This is a genomic window from Leclercia sp. LTM14 (assembly GCF_023736175.1).
In the GTDB taxonomy this organism is placed as follows: domain Bacteria; phylum Pseudomonadota; class Gammaproteobacteria; order Enterobacterales; family Enterobacteriaceae; genus Enterobacter; species Enterobacter barmai.
In genome coordinates, this window is the sequence record NZ_JAIKTT010000013.1 from 92,512 (window position 1) to 111,984 (window position 19,473).

Below are 19,473 nucleotides of genomic sequence, written 5' to 3' on the forward strand. Positions count from 1 at the left end.
AAGGAGCAGGCAATGAAACTCATCGGCAGTTATACCAGTCCCTTCGTGCGTAAAATCTCCATTCTCCTGCTGGAGAAAGGCATCACTTTTGAATTTATTAATGAACAGCCCTATCAGGCTGAAAGCGGTGTCGCGCAGTACAATCCCCTGGGTAAAGTCCCGGCACTGGTCACCGATGAGGGTGAGCACTGGTTCGACTCGCCGATCATTGCCAGCTACATCGAACTGCTGGATATCGCCCCGGCGATGATCCCCCGTGAGCCCAAAGCGGCGCTCGCTATCCGGCAAATCGAGGCGCTGGCGGACGGGATTATGGATGCGGCGTTAGCATCCGTGCGTGAACAGGCCCGCCCGGCGGCACAGCAGTCTGAAACGGAGCTACTGCGCCAGCGCGAGAAAATCGTTCGTAGCCTCGACCACTGTGAACAGCTGATCCGCGAGGGGAAAATTGCCACCGACAGCGTCAACCTGGCGACCATCGCTATCGCCTGCGCCATCGGCTACCTCAATTTCCGCCGCGTTTCGCCAGGCTGGTGCGTCGATCGTCCGCTGCTGGTGAAGCTGGCGGAAACCCTCTTCCAGCGCGAAAGTTTCGCCCGCACCGAACCGCCAAAGGCTTGACGTAGCCCGTTAACACTTCCCTGCCGGACGCGCTACAATCGCACCTGACATTGACTCCCTCTCCCGTCGGGAGGGGGGAAGATACCTAACCGTCAGGCGCATTCATGACTACTCAGCACGCTCTCTACAGCCAACTCCCCGCGACCGATCGTCTGCTTCGCGATGCCCGTCTTACTCCCGTTATTGCCCGCTTTGGTCACAGCCGAACGGTGGAGACCTTGCGCCTGCTCCAGGACGAAGCCCGCGCCGGGATCCGCGCCGACAATCACCTGCCGGCCTGGTGTGACGACTGGGTGCAGGAGACCGAAAAACGGCTGGCGCAGGATGAAGCCCAGGGGCTGCGGCAGGTGCTGAACCTGACGGGTACGGTGCTGCATACCAATCTGGGGCGCGCGCTGCTGCCTGAGGAAGCGGTTGCCGCCGTTACCCAGGCGATGCAGGTCCCGGTGACCCTGGAGTACGATCTCGACGGCGCCGGACGCGGCCACCGCGACCGGGCCCTGGCGGCGCTGCTGTGCCAGCTCACCGGGGCGGAAGATGCCTGCATCGTGAATAATAACGCCGCGGCGGTGCTGCTGATGCTGGCTGCCACCGCGAGCGGTAAAGAGGTGGTGGTCTCGCGCGGTGAGCTGGTGGAGATTGGCGGCGCGTTTCGCATCCCGGATGTGATGACCCAGGCCGGGTGCCAGCTTCGGGAGGTGGGCACCACCAACCGCACCCACGACCGGGATTACGCCGCAGCCATCAATGAAAATACCGCCCTGCTGATGAAGGTCCATACCAGTAATTACCAGATCGAAGGCTTCACCCATGCCGTCGACGAGGCGGAGCTGGTGCGTATCGGGCAGGAGAAGAGCGTGCCGGTGATTGTCGATCTGGGCAGCGGTTCGCTGGTGGATCTCACCCGCTACGGCCTGCCAAAAGAGCCGATGCCGCAGGCGCTGATTGCCGCAGGCGTCAGCCTGGTGAGCTTCTCGGGGGACAAATTGCTGGGCGGTCCGCAGGCCGGGATTATCGTCGGCAGGCGCGATCTGATTGCCAGATTGCAACAGCACCCGCTGAAACGCGCCCTGCGGGCGGATAAAATGACCCTCGCCGCGCTGGAGGCGACCTTGCGTCTCTATCTCCACCCGGAGACGCTGGCCGAACGGCTGCCGACGCTGCGCCTGCTGAGTCGCGATGCCGCCGCTATTCACCGTCAGGGCGAGCGGCTGCTGGCGCAGGTCGCCGCCCACTACCCGGATTTCGAGGTTCGTGTGGAAGAGTGCCTGTCCCAGCCGGGCAGCGGGTCGCTGCCGGTGGATCGTCTCCCGGGCGCCGCCCTGACCTTCACCCCGCGCGACGGGCGCGGCGGTCAGCTGGATGCGCTGGCGTTGCGCTGGCGATCGCTGCCCGTGCCGGTGCTGGGGCGGATCAAGGACGGGCGACTGTGGCTGGATTTACGCTGTCTGGAAGATGAAGCTCTGTTTCTGGAGATGTTGTTGAAATGATTATTGCCACTGCCGGTCACGTTGACCACGGCAAAACGACGTTGTTGCAGGCGATCACCGGCGTCAACGCCGACCGCCTGCCGGAAGAGAAAAAGCGCGGCATGACCATCGATCTGGGTTATGCCTACTGGCCGCAGCCGGATGGCCGGGTGCTGGGGTTTATCGACGTGCCGGGGCACGAAAAGTTTCTGTCCAACATGCTGGCGGGGGTGGGCGGCATCGATCGCGCCCTGCTGGTGGTGGCCTGCGATGATGGGGTGATGGCGCAGACGCGCGAGCACCTGCAGATCCTCAATCTGACCGGCAATCCGCAACTGACGGTGGCGCTGACAAAAGCCGACCGCGTTGATGACGCCCGGGTGGAGGAGGTGCGCGAAGAGGTGCTGGCCACCCTGCGCGACTATGGCTTCGCGGATGCCACACTGTTTGTCACCGTCGCCACCGAAGGGCGGGGCATTGATGCCCTGCGCGCCCATCTGCAACAGCTTCCTGACCGCGCCCATGCGGATCATCACCGTTTTCGCCTGGCTATCGACCGCGCCTTCACCGTGAAAGGGGCGGGGCTGGTGGTGACCGGTACGGCGCTCTCTGGCGAAGTGCGCGTGGGCGACAGCCTGTGGCTGACCGGAGTTAATAAGCCGGTGCGTATTCGTGGCCTTCACGCGCAGAATCAGCCTGTCGAACAGGCCCACGCCGGGCAGCGCATCGCCCTGAACCTGGTGGGCGATACGGAAAAAGCCGAGCTTAACCGCGGCGACTGGCTGCTGGCCGAAGCACCACCGGAGCCGACCACGCGCGTGATTGTCACCCTGCAGAGCGACGTGCCGCTCACCCAGTGGCAGCCGCTGCATATTCACCATGCCGCCAGCCACGTTACCGGCCGCGTCTCGCTGCTGGAAGGCCGTCTTGCGGAGCTGGTCTTCGATACCCCGCTGTGGCTGGCCGACAACGATCGTCTGGTGCTGCGCGATATCTCTGCCCGCGTCACCCTGGCCGGGGCGCGGGTCGTGACGCTCAATCCACCGCGTCGCGGGAAGCGTAAGCCGGAGTACCTGAGCTGGCTGGCGACGCTGGCAACGGCGACGGATGACCACGACGCGCTGCTGGCGCATCTGGCGCGCGGGGCGGTTAATATGGATGAGTTTGGCTGGGCACGCCAGCTCAGCGGGGAAGGTCTGCGCCAGCTGGTCCAGCAGCCGGGTTTTATCCAGGCCGGTTCCAGCCTGCTCAATACCCCTGTTGCCGCCCGCTGGCAGCGTAAAATTCTGGATGTGCTGGCGACCTACCATCAGCAGCATCAGGATGAACCTGGTCCGGGACGTGAGCGCCTGCGTCGCATGGCGCTGCCGATGGAAGATGAAGCCCTGGTGCTGCTGCTGATCGAGCGGATGCGCGAGAGCGGGGAGCTGCACAGCTACCACGGCTGGCTGCATCTGCCGGATCATAAAGCAGGCTTTACCCCGGAGCAGCAGGCCATCTGGCAAAAAGCGGAGGCGCTGTTTGGGGACGAACCCTGGTGGGTACGCGACCTGGCGCGTGAAACCGCCACCGACGAGCAGACCATGCGTCAGGTGCTGAAGCATGCGGCGCAGCAGGGGCTGATCACGGCGATCGTCAAAGATCGCTACTACCGCCACGATCGCATCGTCACCTTCGCCAACCTGATCCGGGAGCTGGACAGCGAGCGCGGCTCCACCTGCGCGGCGGATTTCCGCGATCGGCTTAACGTCGGGCGCAAGCTGGCGATCCAGATCCTCGAGTACTTCAACCGCATTGGCTTCACCCGCCGCCGAGGCAACGATCACCTCCTGCGTGACGCGCTGCTCTTTAGCGGGGAGGCACAGCCTTAAGTCTCGCTTCTGGCAAGCTTCTGTTTTGCCAGCCACACGGCGCCCAGCCTGCCCGCCTGGTTACCCAACTGGCAGGGCAGGATCGGCACCTGCAGCGATTCCCACTCTTCAAAGGTTCGCAGGTGCCTGTCGAGCAGTTGATAAATTTTCTCCTGCTCGCTGATACCGCCGCCAATCAGCACTACCTGCGGGTCGAACATCGAAATCACGCTGTAGACCCCGCGCGCCAGAAACAGCGCCCACTCTTCAACGGCTTCGCGCAGGTGCAGGTCGTTCTCCATGCGCTCAAACAGCTCTTCGCCTTTCGGCATATCATCCCCGGAGACGCCCAGCGCCCGGCGGCAGGTCTCCATCAGCCCTTTGGCCGAGGCGACCTCATGCATCCCTTCGCCGTTCTTACCGACCGGTATCACCCCGAACTCCCCGGCGCGGTAGTGCGAGCCGCGATAGAGATCGCCCCCGAGCACAATGCCGCCGCCGATCCCGGTGCCGAGCGTCATGCAGACAAAATTCTCATACTCACGCCCCGCGCCGCGCCAGCGCTCACCCAGGGCGGCGCAGCTGGCGTCATTGTCGGCCACCAGCGGCAGATCGGTCAGCTCTGCGAAAAGGTCATACAGGTTGACGTTATCCAGGTACTCCAGCGCGCCCGCTTTCGCCGCTTCGCCGGTATGAGTATTGATGTGTCCCGGGATGCTCACCCCGATCGCCACGATCTCATTTTCGTCCTGGTAAGCTTTGACCACCTCACGCCACTGTTTTTTGAAACTCTCTTCATCCTCTGGCGTATCAAACTGATCGGTGGTGAGTTCATTGCCGTCCTCGTCGATCACGCCGTGTTTAATGTGGGTTCCGCCCACGTCAAAGCCGATAAAAAGCCGCATTTATCCTTACCTCCGCCCGGTTTATGCGCTTTAAGTATGGCTCAGCGCCGGAAACCAAACGTAAAGTAAGGTAATGCGTGAAGGGGCTCGCAAAGCAGAGGACAACTGGCGATATTTTCACCGTCGCGGTCTACCTTTGAAGGACACTACACACAAGGAGACAGTCATGACGAACAACCCTCCATCAGCACGTATCCTGCCTGGCGAATATGGTTTTCCTCTCAAGCTTAAAGCCCGTTATGACAACTTTATCGGCGGCGACTGGGTTCCTCCGGCCGACGGCGATTACTACCAGAACCTCACCCCGGTGACCGGCCAGCCGCTGTGCGAAATCGCCAGTTCCGGGAAGCGCGATATCGATCTGGCGCTGGACGCCGCCCATAAAGCGAAAGAGAAATGGGCGCACACCTCGGTGCAGGATCGCGCCGCGGTATTGTTCAAAATCGCCGATCGCATGGAGCAGAATCTGGAGTTGCTGGCGACGGCAGAAACCTGGGACAACGGGAAACCGATCCGTGAAACCATGGCCGCCGACGTGCCGCTGGCTATCGACCATTTCCGCTATTTCGCCTCCTGTATTCGTGCCCAGGAAGGGGGGATCAGCGAGGTGGATAAAGACACCGTGGCGTATCACTTCCATGAGCCGCTGGGCGTGGTCGGGCAGATCATCCCCTGGAATTTCCCGCTGCTGATGGCGGCCTGGAAAATGGCCCCCGCGCTGGCGGCAGGGAACTGCGTGGTGCTGAAGCCGGCGCGCTTAACGCCGCTGTCGATACTGCTGCTGATGGAAGTGGTGGGCGACCTGCTCCCGCCGGGCGTGGTGAACGTGGTGAACGGCGCGGGTGGCGAAATCGGTGAATATCTGGCGACCTCGAAACGGATCGCCAAGGTGGCGTTTACCGGCTCCACCGAAGTGGGCCAGCAGATCATGCAGTACGCCACCCAGAACATCATCCCGGTGACGCTGGAGCTGGGCGGTAAATCGCCGAACATCTTCTTCGCCGACGTGATGGACGAAGAGGACGCCTTCTTTGATAAGGCGCTGGAAGGCTTTGCGCTCTTTGCCTTCAACCAGGGCGAGGTCTGCACCTGTCCAAGCCGGGCGCTGGTGCAGGAGTCCATTTACGAGCGCTTTATGGAGCGCGCCATTCGCCGCGTGGAGTCGATCCGCAGCGGCAACCCGCTGGATAACGTCACCCAGATGGGGGCGCAGGTCTCCCACGGGCAGCTGGAGACGATCCTCAACTACATCGATATCGGCAAGAAAGAGGGGGCGGATATCCTGACCGGCGGACGGCGCAAGATGCTGGCCGGTGAGCTGAAAGAGGGGTACTACCTCGAGCCGACCATCCTCTCCGGTAAAAACAACATGCGCGTCTTCCAGGAGGAGATCTTTGGCCCGGTGCTGGCGGTAACCACCTTCAAAACCATGGAGGAGGCGCTGGAGCTGGCTAACGATACGCAGTATGGCCTGGGGGCGGGCGTCTGGAGCCGTAACGGCAATCTGGCGTATCAGATGGGGCGCGGGATCCAGGCGGGTCGCGTGTGGACCAACTGCTATCACGCTTACCCTGCCCATGCCGCGTTTGGCGGGTATAAGCAGTCGGGTATTGGCCGTGAAACGCACAAGATGATGCTGGAACACTACCAGCAGACCAAGTGCCTGCTGGTCAGCTACTCCGATAAACCGCTCGGCCTGTTCTAACCTTTCAGCGCAGGCCGCCCATGGGTGGCCTGCTCAATCTGCTTACGCAGGGTATTCAGCACGCCATCCAGCACAAACTGCACCCGCCACGGCTGATAGTCACGTTTACGGAAGATAGCCACCAGATCCAGCCACCACTCCTCCTGATGGGTGAAGCAGGGCACCATCAAGCCCTGGTCAATCTCCTTGTTCAGGCTCTCTTTGGGCGCAAAGACGATCCCCAGATGATTGCGCGCCAGTTCCAGCGCCGTCTGGGTGTTGTCGCAAATATAGTTTCCGGTGACTTTATAATCCTGGACCTGCTTGCTGTGATTCGAGCGAAAACGCCAGATGTTAGCGTCATCGACGATCATTGAATCAATAAGAATGCAGGAGTGGTTAATTAAATCGTCAGGGTGATTAATAGGGTGCTTCTTAATATATTCTGGGGTGGCAAAAGCGGTAACAGAATATTTCGTTAAGGTCGTGGCGACCAGGTTTTCATCTTTCGGTTGAGCATAGGAAATTAAAATATCGCAATCATCGGGAAAAATGACGCCTTCGAAATATTCATTCCGGTCGAGGTTGCAGGTTTTCAGGCTAATGCGAATATCGCCGATATTTTCGATCTCATGAACTACGTGGCGCGCCAGATAGGTAATGATCCCCGTCGGCCCATAAATGGTCACCTTGCCGCGTTTTTCATGCTTATAATCTGCAATAAAATTAACCAGTTGATCGTTCTTTTCCAGCGAGGCGTTGATGAAGGGCAGCAGTGCCTCGCCGAACTGGGTAAGCGCCAGATGGCGGGTGGTGCGCTCAAACACCTTCAGCCCAACGCGGGTCTCAAAATCAGAGAGATATTTACTCACATTGGCCTGGGCCATGCCTAACAATGCGGCAGCGTCACCGATACTGTGCGTCGCGGCAATGACGGAAACAATTTTTAATTCTCTTGGTTTGATTTGCAGCTTGTTCATTGCCTGACGCTCATCTATATGAATTTATATATAATATTATACAAATATCAAAATTGCATTGCGATTTTTGTAACCATTATTATGCGCCGGGTCGTATGACATTTAATGGATTACAAACAATGAAGTTTAAAAATAATTTACTTATCGCGGCCGCTTTATTTACGGCGACGTCCGCAATGGCCGATGATTTTTCAATTGGCGCGGGTGCCGTGTTTAATGAGTCGCCATATAAAGGCTATAACGAGAATGTCTCCGCGGTTCCGTTAATTAGCTACGAAGGGGAACACTTCTACGTGCGTCAGGCTACCGGCGGCTGGATCGTCTGGAAAGATGCCAAAAACGAACTCAGCCTCACCGCCTCCTGGATGCCGCTGAGCTTCGACCCGGAAGACAACGACGACCACGCGATGAAGCAGCTGGACGAGCGTAAAGCCTCGGCGATGCTGGGCGGGGCATACTACCGCCACGAAAGCTGGGGTAGCCTGAAGTTTGCGATTGCCGCCGATGCGATGGATGAGAGCGGTGGCGTGATGGGTGAAATGTCTTACTTCCGTCCGTTCCGCATGGAGCGCCTGACCCTGACGCCATCGGTGGGCGTGCTCTTCCACGATGAGAGCTTCAACGACTATTACTACGGCGTCTCTGCGAAAGAGTCCCGTCGCAGCGGTCTGCAGCAGTACACCGCCGGTGAAACCGTCACCCCGTACCTGGGCGTAGCGGCCAAATACCAGCTGACGCAGAACCTCTGGCTGAACGCCAGCGCCGTCTATACCGTGCTGCCTGACGACGTGAAAAACAGCCCGATGATCGACCGTGACGACAGCTTCGCGCTGATGACCGGCCTCTCCTGGAAATTCTGAGTTTCCAAAAATCAGCCCTCAGGGACGAGGGCTGCCTCAATAAAACTGGGCGGCACTACCCATACTTGATCAGTCTGACAGGCTAAATATGTGAGACGTTGCTATGTTAAAAGATTGCGATATACCATTAGGTTAGGCGGTATTTGCATACCGCCTTATCCACTATTAATTATAAAGTGCTGCTGTTGCTTTTAGAATATCGGCGAAAGAGTAAATGTCATCGACAGTGGCAATAGGGTGTCGTGTTTCATTCTTTTCGATATCAAAAAGACCTATGTACTTTTGCGATCGGTTAAAGTGCAAGCGACATATGGGCTTACGATTATTATCGTCCACTAAAATTCCAAAGTAGCTTTTTGTATCTCTGTGAGTTATTCGTGGGGCATCAAGTACGGCTCTGGTTATTGCTTTAACAATATGAAACCCTTCGAGTTCTTCAAGCGTTGTTACAACATCATTTTCATCTTTTTCCAAAGCTGCTGAGGAGTCTTCAGGATGAATTTCTGGCTCAGAATGGACACTTATAGGAGCTGTTCCGGTAATAGCTGATTTAAGTCTTTCGTTGACCTGATCATTGATGTATTGGCTTGCAGCCTTCTTAGTTAAGGTCAGGAATAGTTCTCTAACTTTTTGTGTTAAAATACCGTCATAAACTCTTGAAGCAAAAAATTTAACAAACTCATCTTCTGGTGTGTTGAGTTGAGTGTGTAGTATTTTTTTATTTGACTAACGTATTTAAGCTCGCCTGCTGCGTTGATTATTGATTCCAGATCGAAGGAAGATTTAGTTAATTTGTTTAACTCAGGAATGATATTCTCATCAATTTCTAATAAGTCAACTTCTAAAAATGGCTTTTCATCCATTTTATTTGGTGCGTCGAGGTCAGTAAAGAATTTATACACTTGACCATTTGTCAGAATCGAGATTCTAGCGTTAGTGACATGGAAATATCTGAATAATTGAGATGCGTGATTGACATTAAGCGGTTCGCCTATCTTTTTACATTCAATTAGGATTTGTACTTCATTATTTTTCATTATGGCATAGTCTATTTTCTCACCCTTTTTGGTACCTACGTCACAGATGAATTCTGGGGTGACCTCACTGGGATCGAAAACATCATAACCTAATACATTATGAATAAATGGCATTACAAACGCAGTTTTAGTCGCTTCCTCTGTTTCGATAGAGTTACTTTGTTGTTTTATTTTATTGGATAAGGCATTTAGCCTTTCATTGAAATCCATGATAAGACCTTATTATCGCTGTGTGTGTTAATGAAATAACACTAAAGAGCATGATGTTCAATATCAGAAGTTAAGCGTTTTGATGAAATTGAATTTTCCGAGAAATAGCTCACAAATATTGAATGATTCATGTCAAAGTTATTTAAACCCGACCGCATTGTCGGGTTTATTTCATCTTAAATAGCGCTATAAGGTAGTGCGAATGTAGAGGTTATTTATCCTCATCCACCCAGATCCGCATCTCCCCTTCGCCACGGTTCGCCCAGCTAAACCACGGAATAAAGGTCAGGATCTGCGCCTGTTGCGTGGTGGGTGCCCTGTCGTACTGCCACAGCGGCTGTTGTTCAGCGTCCGCGGCATGGCGGGTAAAGCCTTGCGTCTGGATCAGCATCTTGTGAGCAAAAATCCCTTTGCCTTCAAACAGCTTAAATTTGCTGTCCGCCGGAAGCGCCAGGTTGTGCAGCCCCGCGCCGTTATCCGCTTCTTCAAGACAGTAAACCAGCGGTCCGCGCTGCAGGGCCACTTTCCCGGCCTGCTGGCGCACCTGCGGATTACCGTAAACCCGGCGGACCGGCATCGGCAGGGTTAAGAGCAGCGTATCGCCCTCCTGCCAGCGGCGGGTCAGGTAGAGATAGCCCTGACGCACTTCTCCCGTGACGGCTTCGCCATTCAGCGTGAGCCGTGGCGCGTCGCACCAGTCCGGCAGACGCAGGGCCAGGGTATGGTCGATGGCCACAGGTGAGACGATCTCGATTTTGACCTGCTCCTGCCACGGATAATTCCCGCTAATCCGCACCTGCAACTCCTCCTCGCCCACCGGGAACGCCATGCTGTTGCCGATGTAGAGGTTAATAAACAGGGCGTCGTCGCGAAGGGTATAGATGTAGTGACCGATCGAGGTCAGGACGCGGGCGATGTTCGGCGGACAGCAGGCGCAGCCGAACCAGCGCTGGCGAACCGGCTTCACGTGATCGTAGATATGGTTAAACTTCAGCGTCTTCGGATGCACCTCCAGCGGATTGACGTAGAAGAAGTGCTTGCCGTCCAGCGCCATGCCGCCGAGCACGGTGTTATACAGCGCCCGCTCCATCACGTCGGCGTACTGGCTGTTGGCCTCCATCTCCAGCATCCGGCGGGCAAGCATCATCAGGCCGATCGAGGCGCAGCTTTCGGCATACACGGTGTCGTTGGGCAGATCGTAATCGCTGCTGAAGGCCTCGCCGCTGCTCTGGGAACCAATCCCGCCGGTGATATACAGCTGGCGTCGGGCCATATTGTTCCACAGGCGCAGGCAGTCCTGGCGTTTGCCTTCATCCTGGCTCAGACGAGCCAGGTGCGCGACGCCGGTCATCAGATAGACGAAACGCACCGCATGGCCGATCGCCGTTTGCTGTTCGGCCAGCGGCTGATGCGCCTGGCTGTAGGCTTTATCCTGCACCATCCACGCCGGGCCGTAGGTGTTCCAGTAGGAGGTTTTGCCCCGCTTCTCATATTCAATGTCGTAGAAGTGCGGCTGGGAGCCGCGCTCCTCGACGAAATACTTCACCAGCGCCAGATAGCGCGGCTCCTGGGTGACATCGAACAGGCGCATCAGCGCCAGCTCGATCTCCGGGTGGCCGGGATAGCCGTGCAGCTGCTGCTCGCCCGGGCCAAAGACGCTGTCGATATGGTCGGCCAGCCTGCACACCACCTCCAGCAGACGGCGTTTGCCGGTGCCCTGGAAGTAGGCCACCCCTGCTTCAATCATGTGTCCGGCGCAGTAAAGTTCATGGCACTCCGCCAGATTGGTCCAGCGTTCTTCCGGCGCTTTTACCGTGAAGTAGGTGTTCAGATAGCCATCGTCGCACTGCGCGGCGGCCACCAGCTCGATCACCTCATCGGCGGTCTTTTCCAGTTCCGCGTCGGGCTTCTGGCACAGCGACCAGGCGACCGCCTCCAGCCATTTCGCCACGTCGCTGTCCTGAAAGACCATTCCGTAAAACTCACCGCTCTGCTGGCCTGCCGCGATGCGAAAGTTGCTGATGGCATGGCTCGGTTCGGCCTCCTCGATGCGATCGTTCAGGGCATCCCACTGGTAGGGAATAACGACGTCGCGCACCAGCTGTTGATACTGCCCCAGAAACGGGTCGCTGATTTTCAGTTTATGCAGGTCGGGTTCCATTATGGACATCATGTTCTCCTCAGGAGTGAGCGTGACGCTGGCGCAGGTCGGTGGCAATGCGCGCCATCATCGGGTTATCGAGTCGGCACTTGCGGATCGCCAGCGCCAGCAGCAGATGGAAAAGGGCAGGCAGCAGGGTTTCCATGGCGGTGATGCCCTGCAACGAGGCGGGAGTCTGGTTGCCCGCGCCCGGCTGGTAGGCCACGAAGATAAACACCAGGCTGATGATCCCGGCGCTGGAGGCCCAGGCCAGCTTGATAAAGAACAGGTTAAAGGCGAAGTTCATGCCGGAGGAGCGCACGCGGGTTTTCCACTCGCCGTAGTCATCGGCAAAGGCCATCAGCGCGAAGTGCAGCGGCAGGGTAAAGCCGAGGATCACGCCGTTCGCCAGAATAACCACCAGCCACAGGGTCTGATGCGCCGGGCCGCCTGGCAGGAACCACATCCCCAGCGCCAGTACTGCCAGCACCAGGTTGGTGTAGTAGTAGAGTTTGACGGTATCGCTGCGGCGCGACAGCAGGTTAACGATCACCGCCCCCAGAATGGCGGCAAAGGTCACCATGGTGAAGAACAGCGAGGTGTAGGCGGTGCTGCCTTCCAGCACGTAGGTGATGAAATACATGTAGCCGCCGCCGCGAATGTTAAAGACGTTGATCAGCAGGAAGGACATCACCAGCATCAGCAGCAGCTGGTCGTTCTGACGCAGACCGGCGAGGTGCTCCCTGAGCGTAAATCTTCCCATCATCGCCAGCGGTACCCGCTCGCGCACCCAGAAGAAGCAGCACAGGAACATCACCACCGCAATGGCGCACAGCACCCCGACGCCCAGCTGATACCCCTGCGCTACGTTGCCCTTGCCGAGCAGATCAACCAGCCAAGGCAGGCCGACGGAGACCAGGAAACCGGCCACGCCGCACAGCACAAAGCGCCAGGACTGGCAGGAGAGCACTTCGCTGTGGCGGGTGGTCATGGTGTTGATCAGCGCGCAGTAGGGCACGTTGATGGCGGTATAACCCACCGAGAGCAGCAGATAGGTGCCGAAGGCCCAGGCGATTTTGACCCCCATGCCCGCGTCCGGCACGGTGAAGGTCAGCACGCCGATAATGCCAATCGGCAGGGCGACCCAGAGCTGCCACGGGCGAAAGCGCCCCCAGCGGCTTTGGGTCCGGTCGGCGATGACCCCCATTACCGGATCGGATATCGCATCAAACACGCGCAGGGCGATAAACAGTGTACCGACCAGCGCCGGGGTTAAGCCAAAGACATCGGTATAGAAAAAGGTCAGGAAGTTCATGATCAGACAGGTGATCACCGTTCCGCCAGCATCGCCCAGGCCGTAGCCGATTTTTTCTCGCACCGTCAGGCGATCGTTGACGGCCTGTTGGGCAAGCTCTGTCTGTGTAATCGGAGTAGAAGTCATGAGGTAACTCCTCGGGTTATCGGATTTTTTATGTTGTTTTGCAGAGTACCCGATTAATTTTGCACTCTTCCCCGGGTCCAACAAGGGAAGGGAAAAGTATAAAAAGATAAGGATTCCGACCTTGTTCGCAAAATGTGATTTAGATCGGGAAGAAGGGGAAATAGCTGTTAATAATCAGGGATAAAGAAAAATAAATCGTTCATTAATAGCGAGAAAGTGAATAACCATGCTCGAATTATCCATAGCGCTTCCGCTTCAGGTGCAAAACGGCGGCTACTTCATCTCCCGGGGCGTAGGGCGACACCCGGCGCGCAGGCTCGACTCGTGGGAAATCATCTTTGTGGAAAAGGGGACGTTAACGATCCAGGAGGAGACAACGGTTTTTGAAGTCCATGCGGGGGAAAGTTTGCTCCTCTGGCCTCATCGTCGGCATAAAGGTATCGAGGATTTTCCCGCCGACTTACGCTTTTACTGGCTGCATTTTGAGGTGCAGGAACAGGCCTCAGCGTCACCCTGGAGCACGCTGCTGTCGGTGCAGCAGCATGGTAAAACAGGCGATCCGCAGGCGATGACCGCGCTTTTCCGCCAGTTTCTGAGCGAACAGGAGAAACTTCAGCGCAGCCCGGCGCTGGAGTTTATTTTGCTGCTGATCCTCCAGCAGCTCTCCCTGACGGCCGGGCAGGAGCCGTCGCCGGATGAAGCGGGCGTCAACCTGGCGTGGAAGGCGCGGCAGCTGATCGGCACCCAGTTTCACCTGCCGCTCTCGACGTCGCAGCTCGCCCGGGAGCTGCACTGCAACGCCGACTATCTCGGGCGGGTGTTTCGTCGGGTCTTTCATCTGACGCTGACCGAGGCGATCCACCGTCAGCGGGTCAGGGCTGCGGAAAAGTTACTCCTCAACGACGCCGTGTCGCTCAAGGAGGTCGCGATGCGCTGCGGGTTTAACGATGTAGGCTATTTCCGGCAGATCTTTCGCAAACACACGGGGCTAACGCCCGGCGTCTGGAAGCGTCGCTACTGCAAGGAGCACATTAATTCCGCCTGATTTCTGGGGCAGATGGCCAGTTTTCGCGGCAGGGTGCACAAAAGTGGTCTTTTTCCCTGTCTGATCAAAGCGCACTCCCTGAACACTCTGGCAACCTGCATTTTTTCAGCAAGGATGGAGCAGGCGATGAACCCGTTTATTGTTGCGGACCCGGCAAAATGTATTGGCTGTCGCACCTGCGAAGTGGCCTGCGTGGTGTCCCATCAGGAGAGTCAGAATTGTGCGGCAGTGACGGCAAGGACGTTCAGCTCCCGCATTCGGGTGGTGAAAGGCGGAACCTTTACTACGGCGGTTACCTGTCACCAGTGTGAAGATGCCCCCTGCGCTAACGTCTGCCCGACCCAGGCGATTCAGCGTGAGAAGGGCGTCTGGCAGGTAGATCAGCAACGCTGTATCGGCTGTAAAAGCTGTATGGTTGCCTGCCCGTTCGGGGCGATGCAGGTGACGGGGGATGCGGGGCGGGTTCAGGCCCTGAAGTGCGACCGCTGCTCGCACCGCGAAGGCGGACCCGCCTGTATAGAGGCGTGCCCGACCCGCGCGTTAAGCTGCGTCGATCCTGCCAGATTACGTGCCGAACGGCTGCGTTATCTGGCGTAAATCGCTACTGACCGTTTTCCCGCCAGGCGATGTCGATCTCTTCTGCGAGGATCTTCACGCCGGCTTCGATTTTCTCCGGGTCTGGCACGTAATTCATGCGCATGCACTGGTGAGTGTGCGGCCACGGCTTATCCAGCCCCGGGAAGAAGTAATCTCCCGGCACCATCAATACCCCACGCTTTTTCAGGCGCTGGTACAGCAGCTCGGTGGTGATGGGTAGATCCTTAAACCACAGCCAGAGGAAAATCGCCCCTTCGGGTTTGTGGATCAGGCAGCGCTCTTCCGGCAGATAGCGGCGGATGGTCGCGATGGTCTCGTGGACGCGCTGATAATAGAACGGCTTAATCACCTCGTTGGACAGGCGCAGCAGGTCGTTGCGCTTAATCATCTCGCACATCATTGCCGGACCAATCCCGCCAGGGGAGAGGCTGATGATACCGTTCATATTGGTGATGGCGGTGATGATTTTCTCGTTGGCAATGATGATCCCGCAGCGACTGCCCGGCAGCCCCAGCTTGGACAGGCTCATGCACAGCACAATATTCGGGTTCCACAGCGGTCGCGCTTCGCTGAAGATGATGCCCGGGAAAGGCACGCCATAAGCGTTATCAATCACCAGCGGAATACCATGCTGGTTTGCCAGCGCATCCAGCTTGATCAGCTCTTCATCGGTGATGACGTTGCCGGTCGGGTTGGTTGGGCGCGAGACGCAGATCATCCCGGTCTCTTCGCCAATATGCAGATGCTCAAAATCGACGTGATACTTGAACTGGCCTTCCGGCAGCAGCTCAATGTTCGGGCGCGCGGAGACGAAAAGATCGTCCTCCAGGCCGGAATCGGCATAGCCGATGTACTCCGGCGTCAGCGGGAAAAGCACCTTTTTGGTGGTGCCGTCGGCGCGTCGGCCCGCGAAGAGGTTAAATAAGTAGAAAAACGCGCTCTGGCTGCCGTTTGTCAGTGCAATGTTCTGTGGTTCGATCTCCCAGCCGAGGGTGTCGCGCAGCATCTCCGCCAGCGTGGCGAGCAGCTCGGTTTTGCCCTGCGGGCCGTCGTAATTGCACAGCGCATCAGTGGCTTTGCCATTTTCCAGCATATCCGCGAGGAGCGTCTGAAAATAGGCGTTCATCTCGGGGATTTGTGCCGGATTACCGCCGCCGAGCATGATGGCGCCCGGTGTGCGCAGCCCGTCGTTGAGATCCTCCATCAGGCGGGTGATGCCTGAATGGCGGGTGAATTTGTCGCCGAAAAGTGAAAAAGTCATAGCAGGTGTTCTGTCGAGCCTATTCTAAGTGTGGCTCACCATAACGCTACAACTGCGCGGGTGCAAATCAGCGTCGAAACGAAGAAGGGTGGCTTTGTGTTGCCAGTTTGCCATCAGGTAGCGAATTATCCTGCAACCCCCTCTCCTGATGGTAGAGGGGGTTATCGATGACGATCAGCGATTGCCCGCCCACACCACCATCACCTTATCGCCCTGATGCTCACGCACAAAGCCGTAGCCCTGCGGCATCGTCAGCGTGGTTTGTGTGCCTGCGCCCACCGCCGGATGGCGGGCCCGGAACTGGCCGAGCCTTTGCCAGTGGGCGACGGTTTCTGCCTGCGAACTGCTGATATCCTGCCAGTTCATGTCCGAGCGCGTACCCTGTAAGGGGTCGGAGCCCGTTGGGCCAAAGGGTCTTGCTGATTCATCTCCGTAATAGATCTGCACACTACCCGGCGCCAGCAACAGCAGTTCGGCCGCACGCTGGTCGCCCTCGCGGAACAGGCGGGTATCGTGGGAGGAGAGGTAGCTCAGGACGTTAAAGCTCTGCAGCTTCTCTGCCATCTGCTGCCAGGTGAGGTCCATACTGGACAGGCAATCCACCGCTTTGGCCGCCTGCTCCTGATAATCAAAATTGATCATCGCATCGAAGCCATGACGGTAGTAATCGCTCTGCATTACCCCGTGCCCCCAGGATTCACCGGTCATCCAGAACGGCGCATCGTCGAGTTTTTTATCCGGGTTGGCCGCTTTCCATGCCTTTAGCGCCTCACTGGCCCGATCCTTCAGCTGCTGCCAGCCGGCCAGCTCAACGTGCTTCGCGGTATCGACCCGGAAACCGTCAATACCGTATTCACGTACCCATTGGCTCAGCCAGTGGGTGAGGTAATCCCGGGGCGTGTAGCCGTCGATGGCTTTTGCTCCGGTATCAGGTTTATGACGATAGAAATTCGGCAGGCCCGATGGGGTGGTGGATTCCGTTTTCAGATCCGGCAGGAAGGCCAGCGACATGGTCAGATCGTCAAAGCCGGGGTTGTCGTAATCGCCAATGTCGGTGCGCACCCACTTCTTGCCCCACCACTTTTCCCAGCCCGCTTTATCGCTGAAGTTGATGTAGTCGTTAAAGCTGTGCCAGCTCTGTCCGGCGGCCGGTTTCCAGTCGGTCCAGCGTTCACCGAGCGTTTTCTTCAGCTCGTCGCCCTGCAGATAGAGGGCGCCAAACTGATACTCCTGCATATCCGCCAGCGTCGCATAACCGGTGTGGTTCATCACCACGTCAAACAGGATGCGGATCCCCCGGCGATGGGCTTCATCCACCAGCTGGCGCAAGTCCTCTTCCGTACCCATGTTGGCATCGAGCCGGGTCCAGTCCTGGGTGTAGTAACCGTGATAGGCGTAATGGGGGAAATCCCCCTTTGTGCCGCCGCCGACCCAGCCGTGGATCTGCTCCAGCGGGGAGCTGATCCACAGGGCGTTAACCCCGAGCTGTTGCAGGTAATCCAGCTTGCTGGTGAGCCCTTTCAGATCGCCGCCATGGAAGGTGCCGATCTCCTGCATGCCGTCCTTATGGCGTCCATAGCTGTTGTCGTTAGACGGGTCGCCATTCTCAAACCGGTCGGTAAGGACAAAATAGACGGTGGCGTTTTGCCAGCTGAACGGGGCAGGCTTGTCTGTCTCTGCACGCTCGAGTAACAGCAGGCCGTTGCTGCCCGGTGCAGGTTGCAGGGTGATTTTTCCCTGCTGCACGGTGGCGGTCTGTTTGCTGTAGAAATCCCGCACCACGCTCCCTTCCGGGAAGGTATTGCCGACGTCGAGCGTTAAGGGTTTGCCGTCCCATTTGGGGCACTGGCGAACCACCGAGGTCACCGCTTTTTCGCTTGTGCTGGCGACGGTCAACATCAGCGTTGGCGTGCCGGAACGGGTATCAATCCGTGCCTGATAATCACCATCGCGGAAAATGCGCCACTGCACCGGATCGCCTTCGCACGGCTTCAGCGACATCATCTCGTTGAGTTTAATGGCGTTTGTGGGCTGCCAGCACGCCTTGTCAAGATTCAGCGTGAGCGGACGGGTACCCTTCGTCAGCTTTGCCTGTGACGTGAAAATCCCCGAACCTTCAGCGGTAAAGGCCGGAAAACCCGGGGCGGACCAGTCGGCGCTGGCTATTGCAGGCAAGAACAGAAGAGCGAGAGCAGAACGTTTCATACCATTTTCCTGTCACAGCATTTTGCTCAGTTTGCCATCTATTTTAGTGGGCAAACTCATCCCCTGGCGCTAACGCGCAGGGAGGAGCAAAGAGGGTGAGTGATCTCACGCTTATTACGCTGTTTTACTGCGATATTGAGCACATTTTGATGAAAATGATGCTTAAGCGAGCGAATTTCAGGTGACAGGGTTTCGGATTTGGACTATTTCTTTGGATGCTCTTCTCGTCTATTTTTGCTAGGATCTGAGATTCGCCTCTCATTTTACGAAAAAAATAAGGTGTTGGAATGTTTCTATCCGACCAGGAGACCTAATGATATCGACTCCCATTCGACGATATGGGGCCGCGATACTCATGTTACTCACCATGGCAATTTCTGGTGAGGTGCTTGCGAAGACGCACACGGATACAACGAGTAAGAAAGCCCACGTCATAAAGACGACAAGTAGTAAGGTTAGCAGTAAACAAGAGTATTCTCGCAATAGTGCAAAGAGTAGTTCACTTCCTGATTTGCGAAAATACCCTTCCGGGACACCAAGGAAAAAAGCGTTTCTCCGGACGGTAATGCCTTACATAACAAGTCAAAATGCCGCGATTACTGCGGATCGTAACTGGTTGATCTCCAAACAGTACGATAGCCGCTGGTCGCCATCAGAACGCACGCGCCTGAAAGAAATATCAAAACGCTATAAGGTGAGCTGGAACGGAAACACGCGTCGTGTGCCGTGGAACTCACTGTTAGAGCGCGTAGATATTATTCCAGGCAGCATGGTCGCAACGATGGCTGCAGCCGAAAGTGGCTGGGGTACCTCGAAGCTCGCACGCAGTAATAACAACCTCTTCGGCATGAAATGTGCGAAAGGTCGTTGTAACAATGCGCCGGGCAAAGTGAAAGGCTACTCACAGTTTGAATCGGTAAAAGATTCCGTGAATGCGTATGTTGTGAACCTGAACACGCACCCCGCTTACAAATCCTTCCGTAAGTCTCGTGCGCAGCTGCGTAAAGCAGACCAGGAAGTGACGGCGAGCAACATGATCCATAAGCTGAAAGGTTACTCAACCCAGGGCCAGCGCTATAACAACTATCTCTTTGCGATGTACCAGGATAACCAGCGCTTAATTGCCGCACATATGTAATCGTAAAAAAGGCCTTCCATCCGGAAGGCC

At 57.0% G+C, this 19,473-nt stretch carries 14 protein-coding genes and 1 pseudogene; 8 read left to right on the plus strand and 7 right to left on the minus strand.

The window, feature by feature from the left end; translation table 11 throughout:
* Positions 1 to 12 precede the first annotated feature (12 nt).
* The 3 genes from K5I40_RS21110 (at position 13) to selB (ending at position 3,961) form a co-directional block, all read left to right on the plus strand.
* The gene (locus K5I40_RS21110; RefSeq protein WP_039030134.1) at positions 13 to 621 is read left to right on the plus strand and encodes a glutathione S-transferase; all 609 of its coding nucleotides are present in this window, start codon (positions 13 to 15) and stop codon (positions 619 to 621) included.
* A 104-nt stretch (positions 622 to 725) separates the two neighbouring features.
* The gene (gene selA / locus K5I40_RS21115) at positions 726 to 2,111 is read left to right on the plus strand and encodes an L-seryl-tRNA(Sec) selenium transferase (RefSeq protein ID WP_223075525.1); all 1,386 of its coding nucleotides are present in this window, start codon (positions 726 to 728) and stop codon (positions 2,109 to 2,111) included.
* Positions 2,108 to 3,961: a selenocysteine-specific translation elongation factor gene (selB, locus tag K5I40_RS21120; protein ID WP_223075526.1), complete on the plus strand. Its 1,854-nt coding sequence runs from the start codon at positions 2,108 to 2,110 to the stop codon at positions 3,959 to 3,961. The genes selA and selB overlap by 4 nt, the downstream gene beginning before the upstream one ends.
* On the opposite strand, the gene K5I40_RS21125 is transcribed toward selB, so the two are convergent.
* Entirely contained in the window at positions 3,958 to 4,845 is an 888-nt protein-coding gene (locus K5I40_RS21125) for an ROK family protein (protein ID WP_223075527.1), read from the minus strand. The two genes, selB and K5I40_RS21125, sit on opposite strands and share 4 nt — an antisense overlap.
* A 166-nt stretch (positions 4,846 to 5,011) precedes the next feature.
* Between K5I40_RS21125 and aldB the strand changes: the two genes are divergently transcribed.
* Positions 5,012 to 6,550, plus strand: coding sequence for an aldehyde dehydrogenase AldB (gene aldB, locus K5I40_RS21130; protein WP_039030130.1), 1,539 nt, complete (start codon positions 5,012 to 5,014; stop codon positions 6,548 to 6,550).
* Here aldB and K5I40_RS21135 read toward each other — a convergent pair.
* Positions 6,547 to 7,509 carry a LysR family transcriptional regulator gene (locus K5I40_RS21135; protein WP_223075528.1) on the minus strand — a complete coding sequence of 321 codons (963 nt, stop codon included), beginning with the start codon at positions 7,507 to 7,509 and terminating at the stop codon, positions 6,547 to 6,549. The genes aldB and K5I40_RS21135 overlap by 4 nt on opposite strands.
* 119 nt (positions 7,510 to 7,628) lie before the next feature.
* Here K5I40_RS21135 and K5I40_RS21140 point away from each other — a divergent pair, with 119 nt between their 5' ends.
* Complete coding sequence (locus K5I40_RS21140) at positions 7,629 to 8,369, plus strand: MipA/OmpV family protein (RefSeq protein ID WP_223075529.1); 741 nt, start codon at positions 7,629 to 7,631, stop codon at positions 8,367 to 8,369.
* A gap of 165 nt (positions 8,370 to 8,534) precedes the next feature.
* Here K5I40_RS21140 and K5I40_RS21145 read toward each other — a convergent pair.
* The 3 genes and pseudogenes from K5I40_RS21145 to K5I40_RS21155 form a co-directional block, all read right to left on the minus strand.
* Positions 8,535 to 9,616, minus strand: a pseudogene (locus K5I40_RS21145) (type I restriction endonuclease).
* A gap of 211 nt (positions 9,617 to 9,827) precedes the next feature.
* On the minus strand, positions 9,828 to 11,786 hold the full coding sequence (locus K5I40_RS21150) for a glycoside hydrolase family 127 protein (protein ID WP_223075531.1): 1,959 nt from the start codon (positions 11,784 to 11,786) through the stop codon (positions 9,828 to 9,830).
* A 10-nt stretch (positions 11,787 to 11,796) separates the two neighbouring features.
* The gene (locus K5I40_RS21155) at positions 11,797 to 13,197 is read right to left on the minus strand and encodes an MFS transporter (RefSeq protein ID WP_223075532.1); all 1,401 of its coding nucleotides are present in this window, start codon (positions 13,195 to 13,197) and stop codon (positions 11,797 to 11,799) included.
* A 226-nt stretch (positions 13,198 to 13,423) separates the two neighbouring features.
* Here K5I40_RS21155 and K5I40_RS21160 point away from each other — a divergent pair, with 226 nt between their 5' ends.
* The gene (locus K5I40_RS21160; RefSeq protein WP_138370845.1) at positions 13,424 to 14,242 is read left to right on the plus strand and encodes a helix-turn-helix domain-containing protein; all 819 of its coding nucleotides are present in this window, start codon (positions 13,424 to 13,426) and stop codon (positions 14,240 to 14,242) included.
* A gap of 126 nt (positions 14,243 to 14,368) precedes the next feature.
* Positions 14,369 to 14,839 carry a 4Fe-4S dicluster domain-containing protein gene (locus K5I40_RS21165; RefSeq protein WP_223075533.1) on the plus strand — a complete coding sequence of 157 codons (471 nt, stop codon included), beginning with the start codon at positions 14,369 to 14,371 and terminating at the stop codon, positions 14,837 to 14,839.
* A 4-nt stretch (positions 14,840 to 14,843) separates the two neighbouring features.
* Here K5I40_RS21165 and avtA read toward each other — a convergent pair whose 3' ends face one another.
* Both avtA and K5I40_RS21175 read right to left on the minus strand, forming a co-directional pair.
* Entirely contained in the window at positions 14,844 to 16,100 is a 1,257-nt protein-coding gene (avtA, locus tag K5I40_RS21170; protein ID WP_138370852.1) for a valine--pyruvate transaminase, read from the minus strand.
* Positions 16,101 to 16,274: 174 nt separating this feature from the next.
* Complete coding sequence (locus K5I40_RS21175; RefSeq protein ID WP_223075534.1) at positions 16,275 to 18,305, minus strand: alpha-amylase; 2,031 nt, start codon at positions 18,303 to 18,305, stop codon at positions 16,275 to 16,277.
* A gap of 313 nt (positions 18,306 to 18,618) precedes the next feature.
* Between K5I40_RS21175 and K5I40_RS21180 the strand changes: the two genes are divergently transcribed.
* On the plus strand, positions 18,619 to 19,443 hold the full coding sequence (locus tag K5I40_RS21180) for a protein bax (RefSeq protein ID WP_072036702.1): 825 nt from the start codon (positions 18,619 to 18,621) through the stop codon (positions 19,441 to 19,443).
* The last annotated feature ends 30 nt before the right edge of the window (positions 19,444 to 19,473 follow it).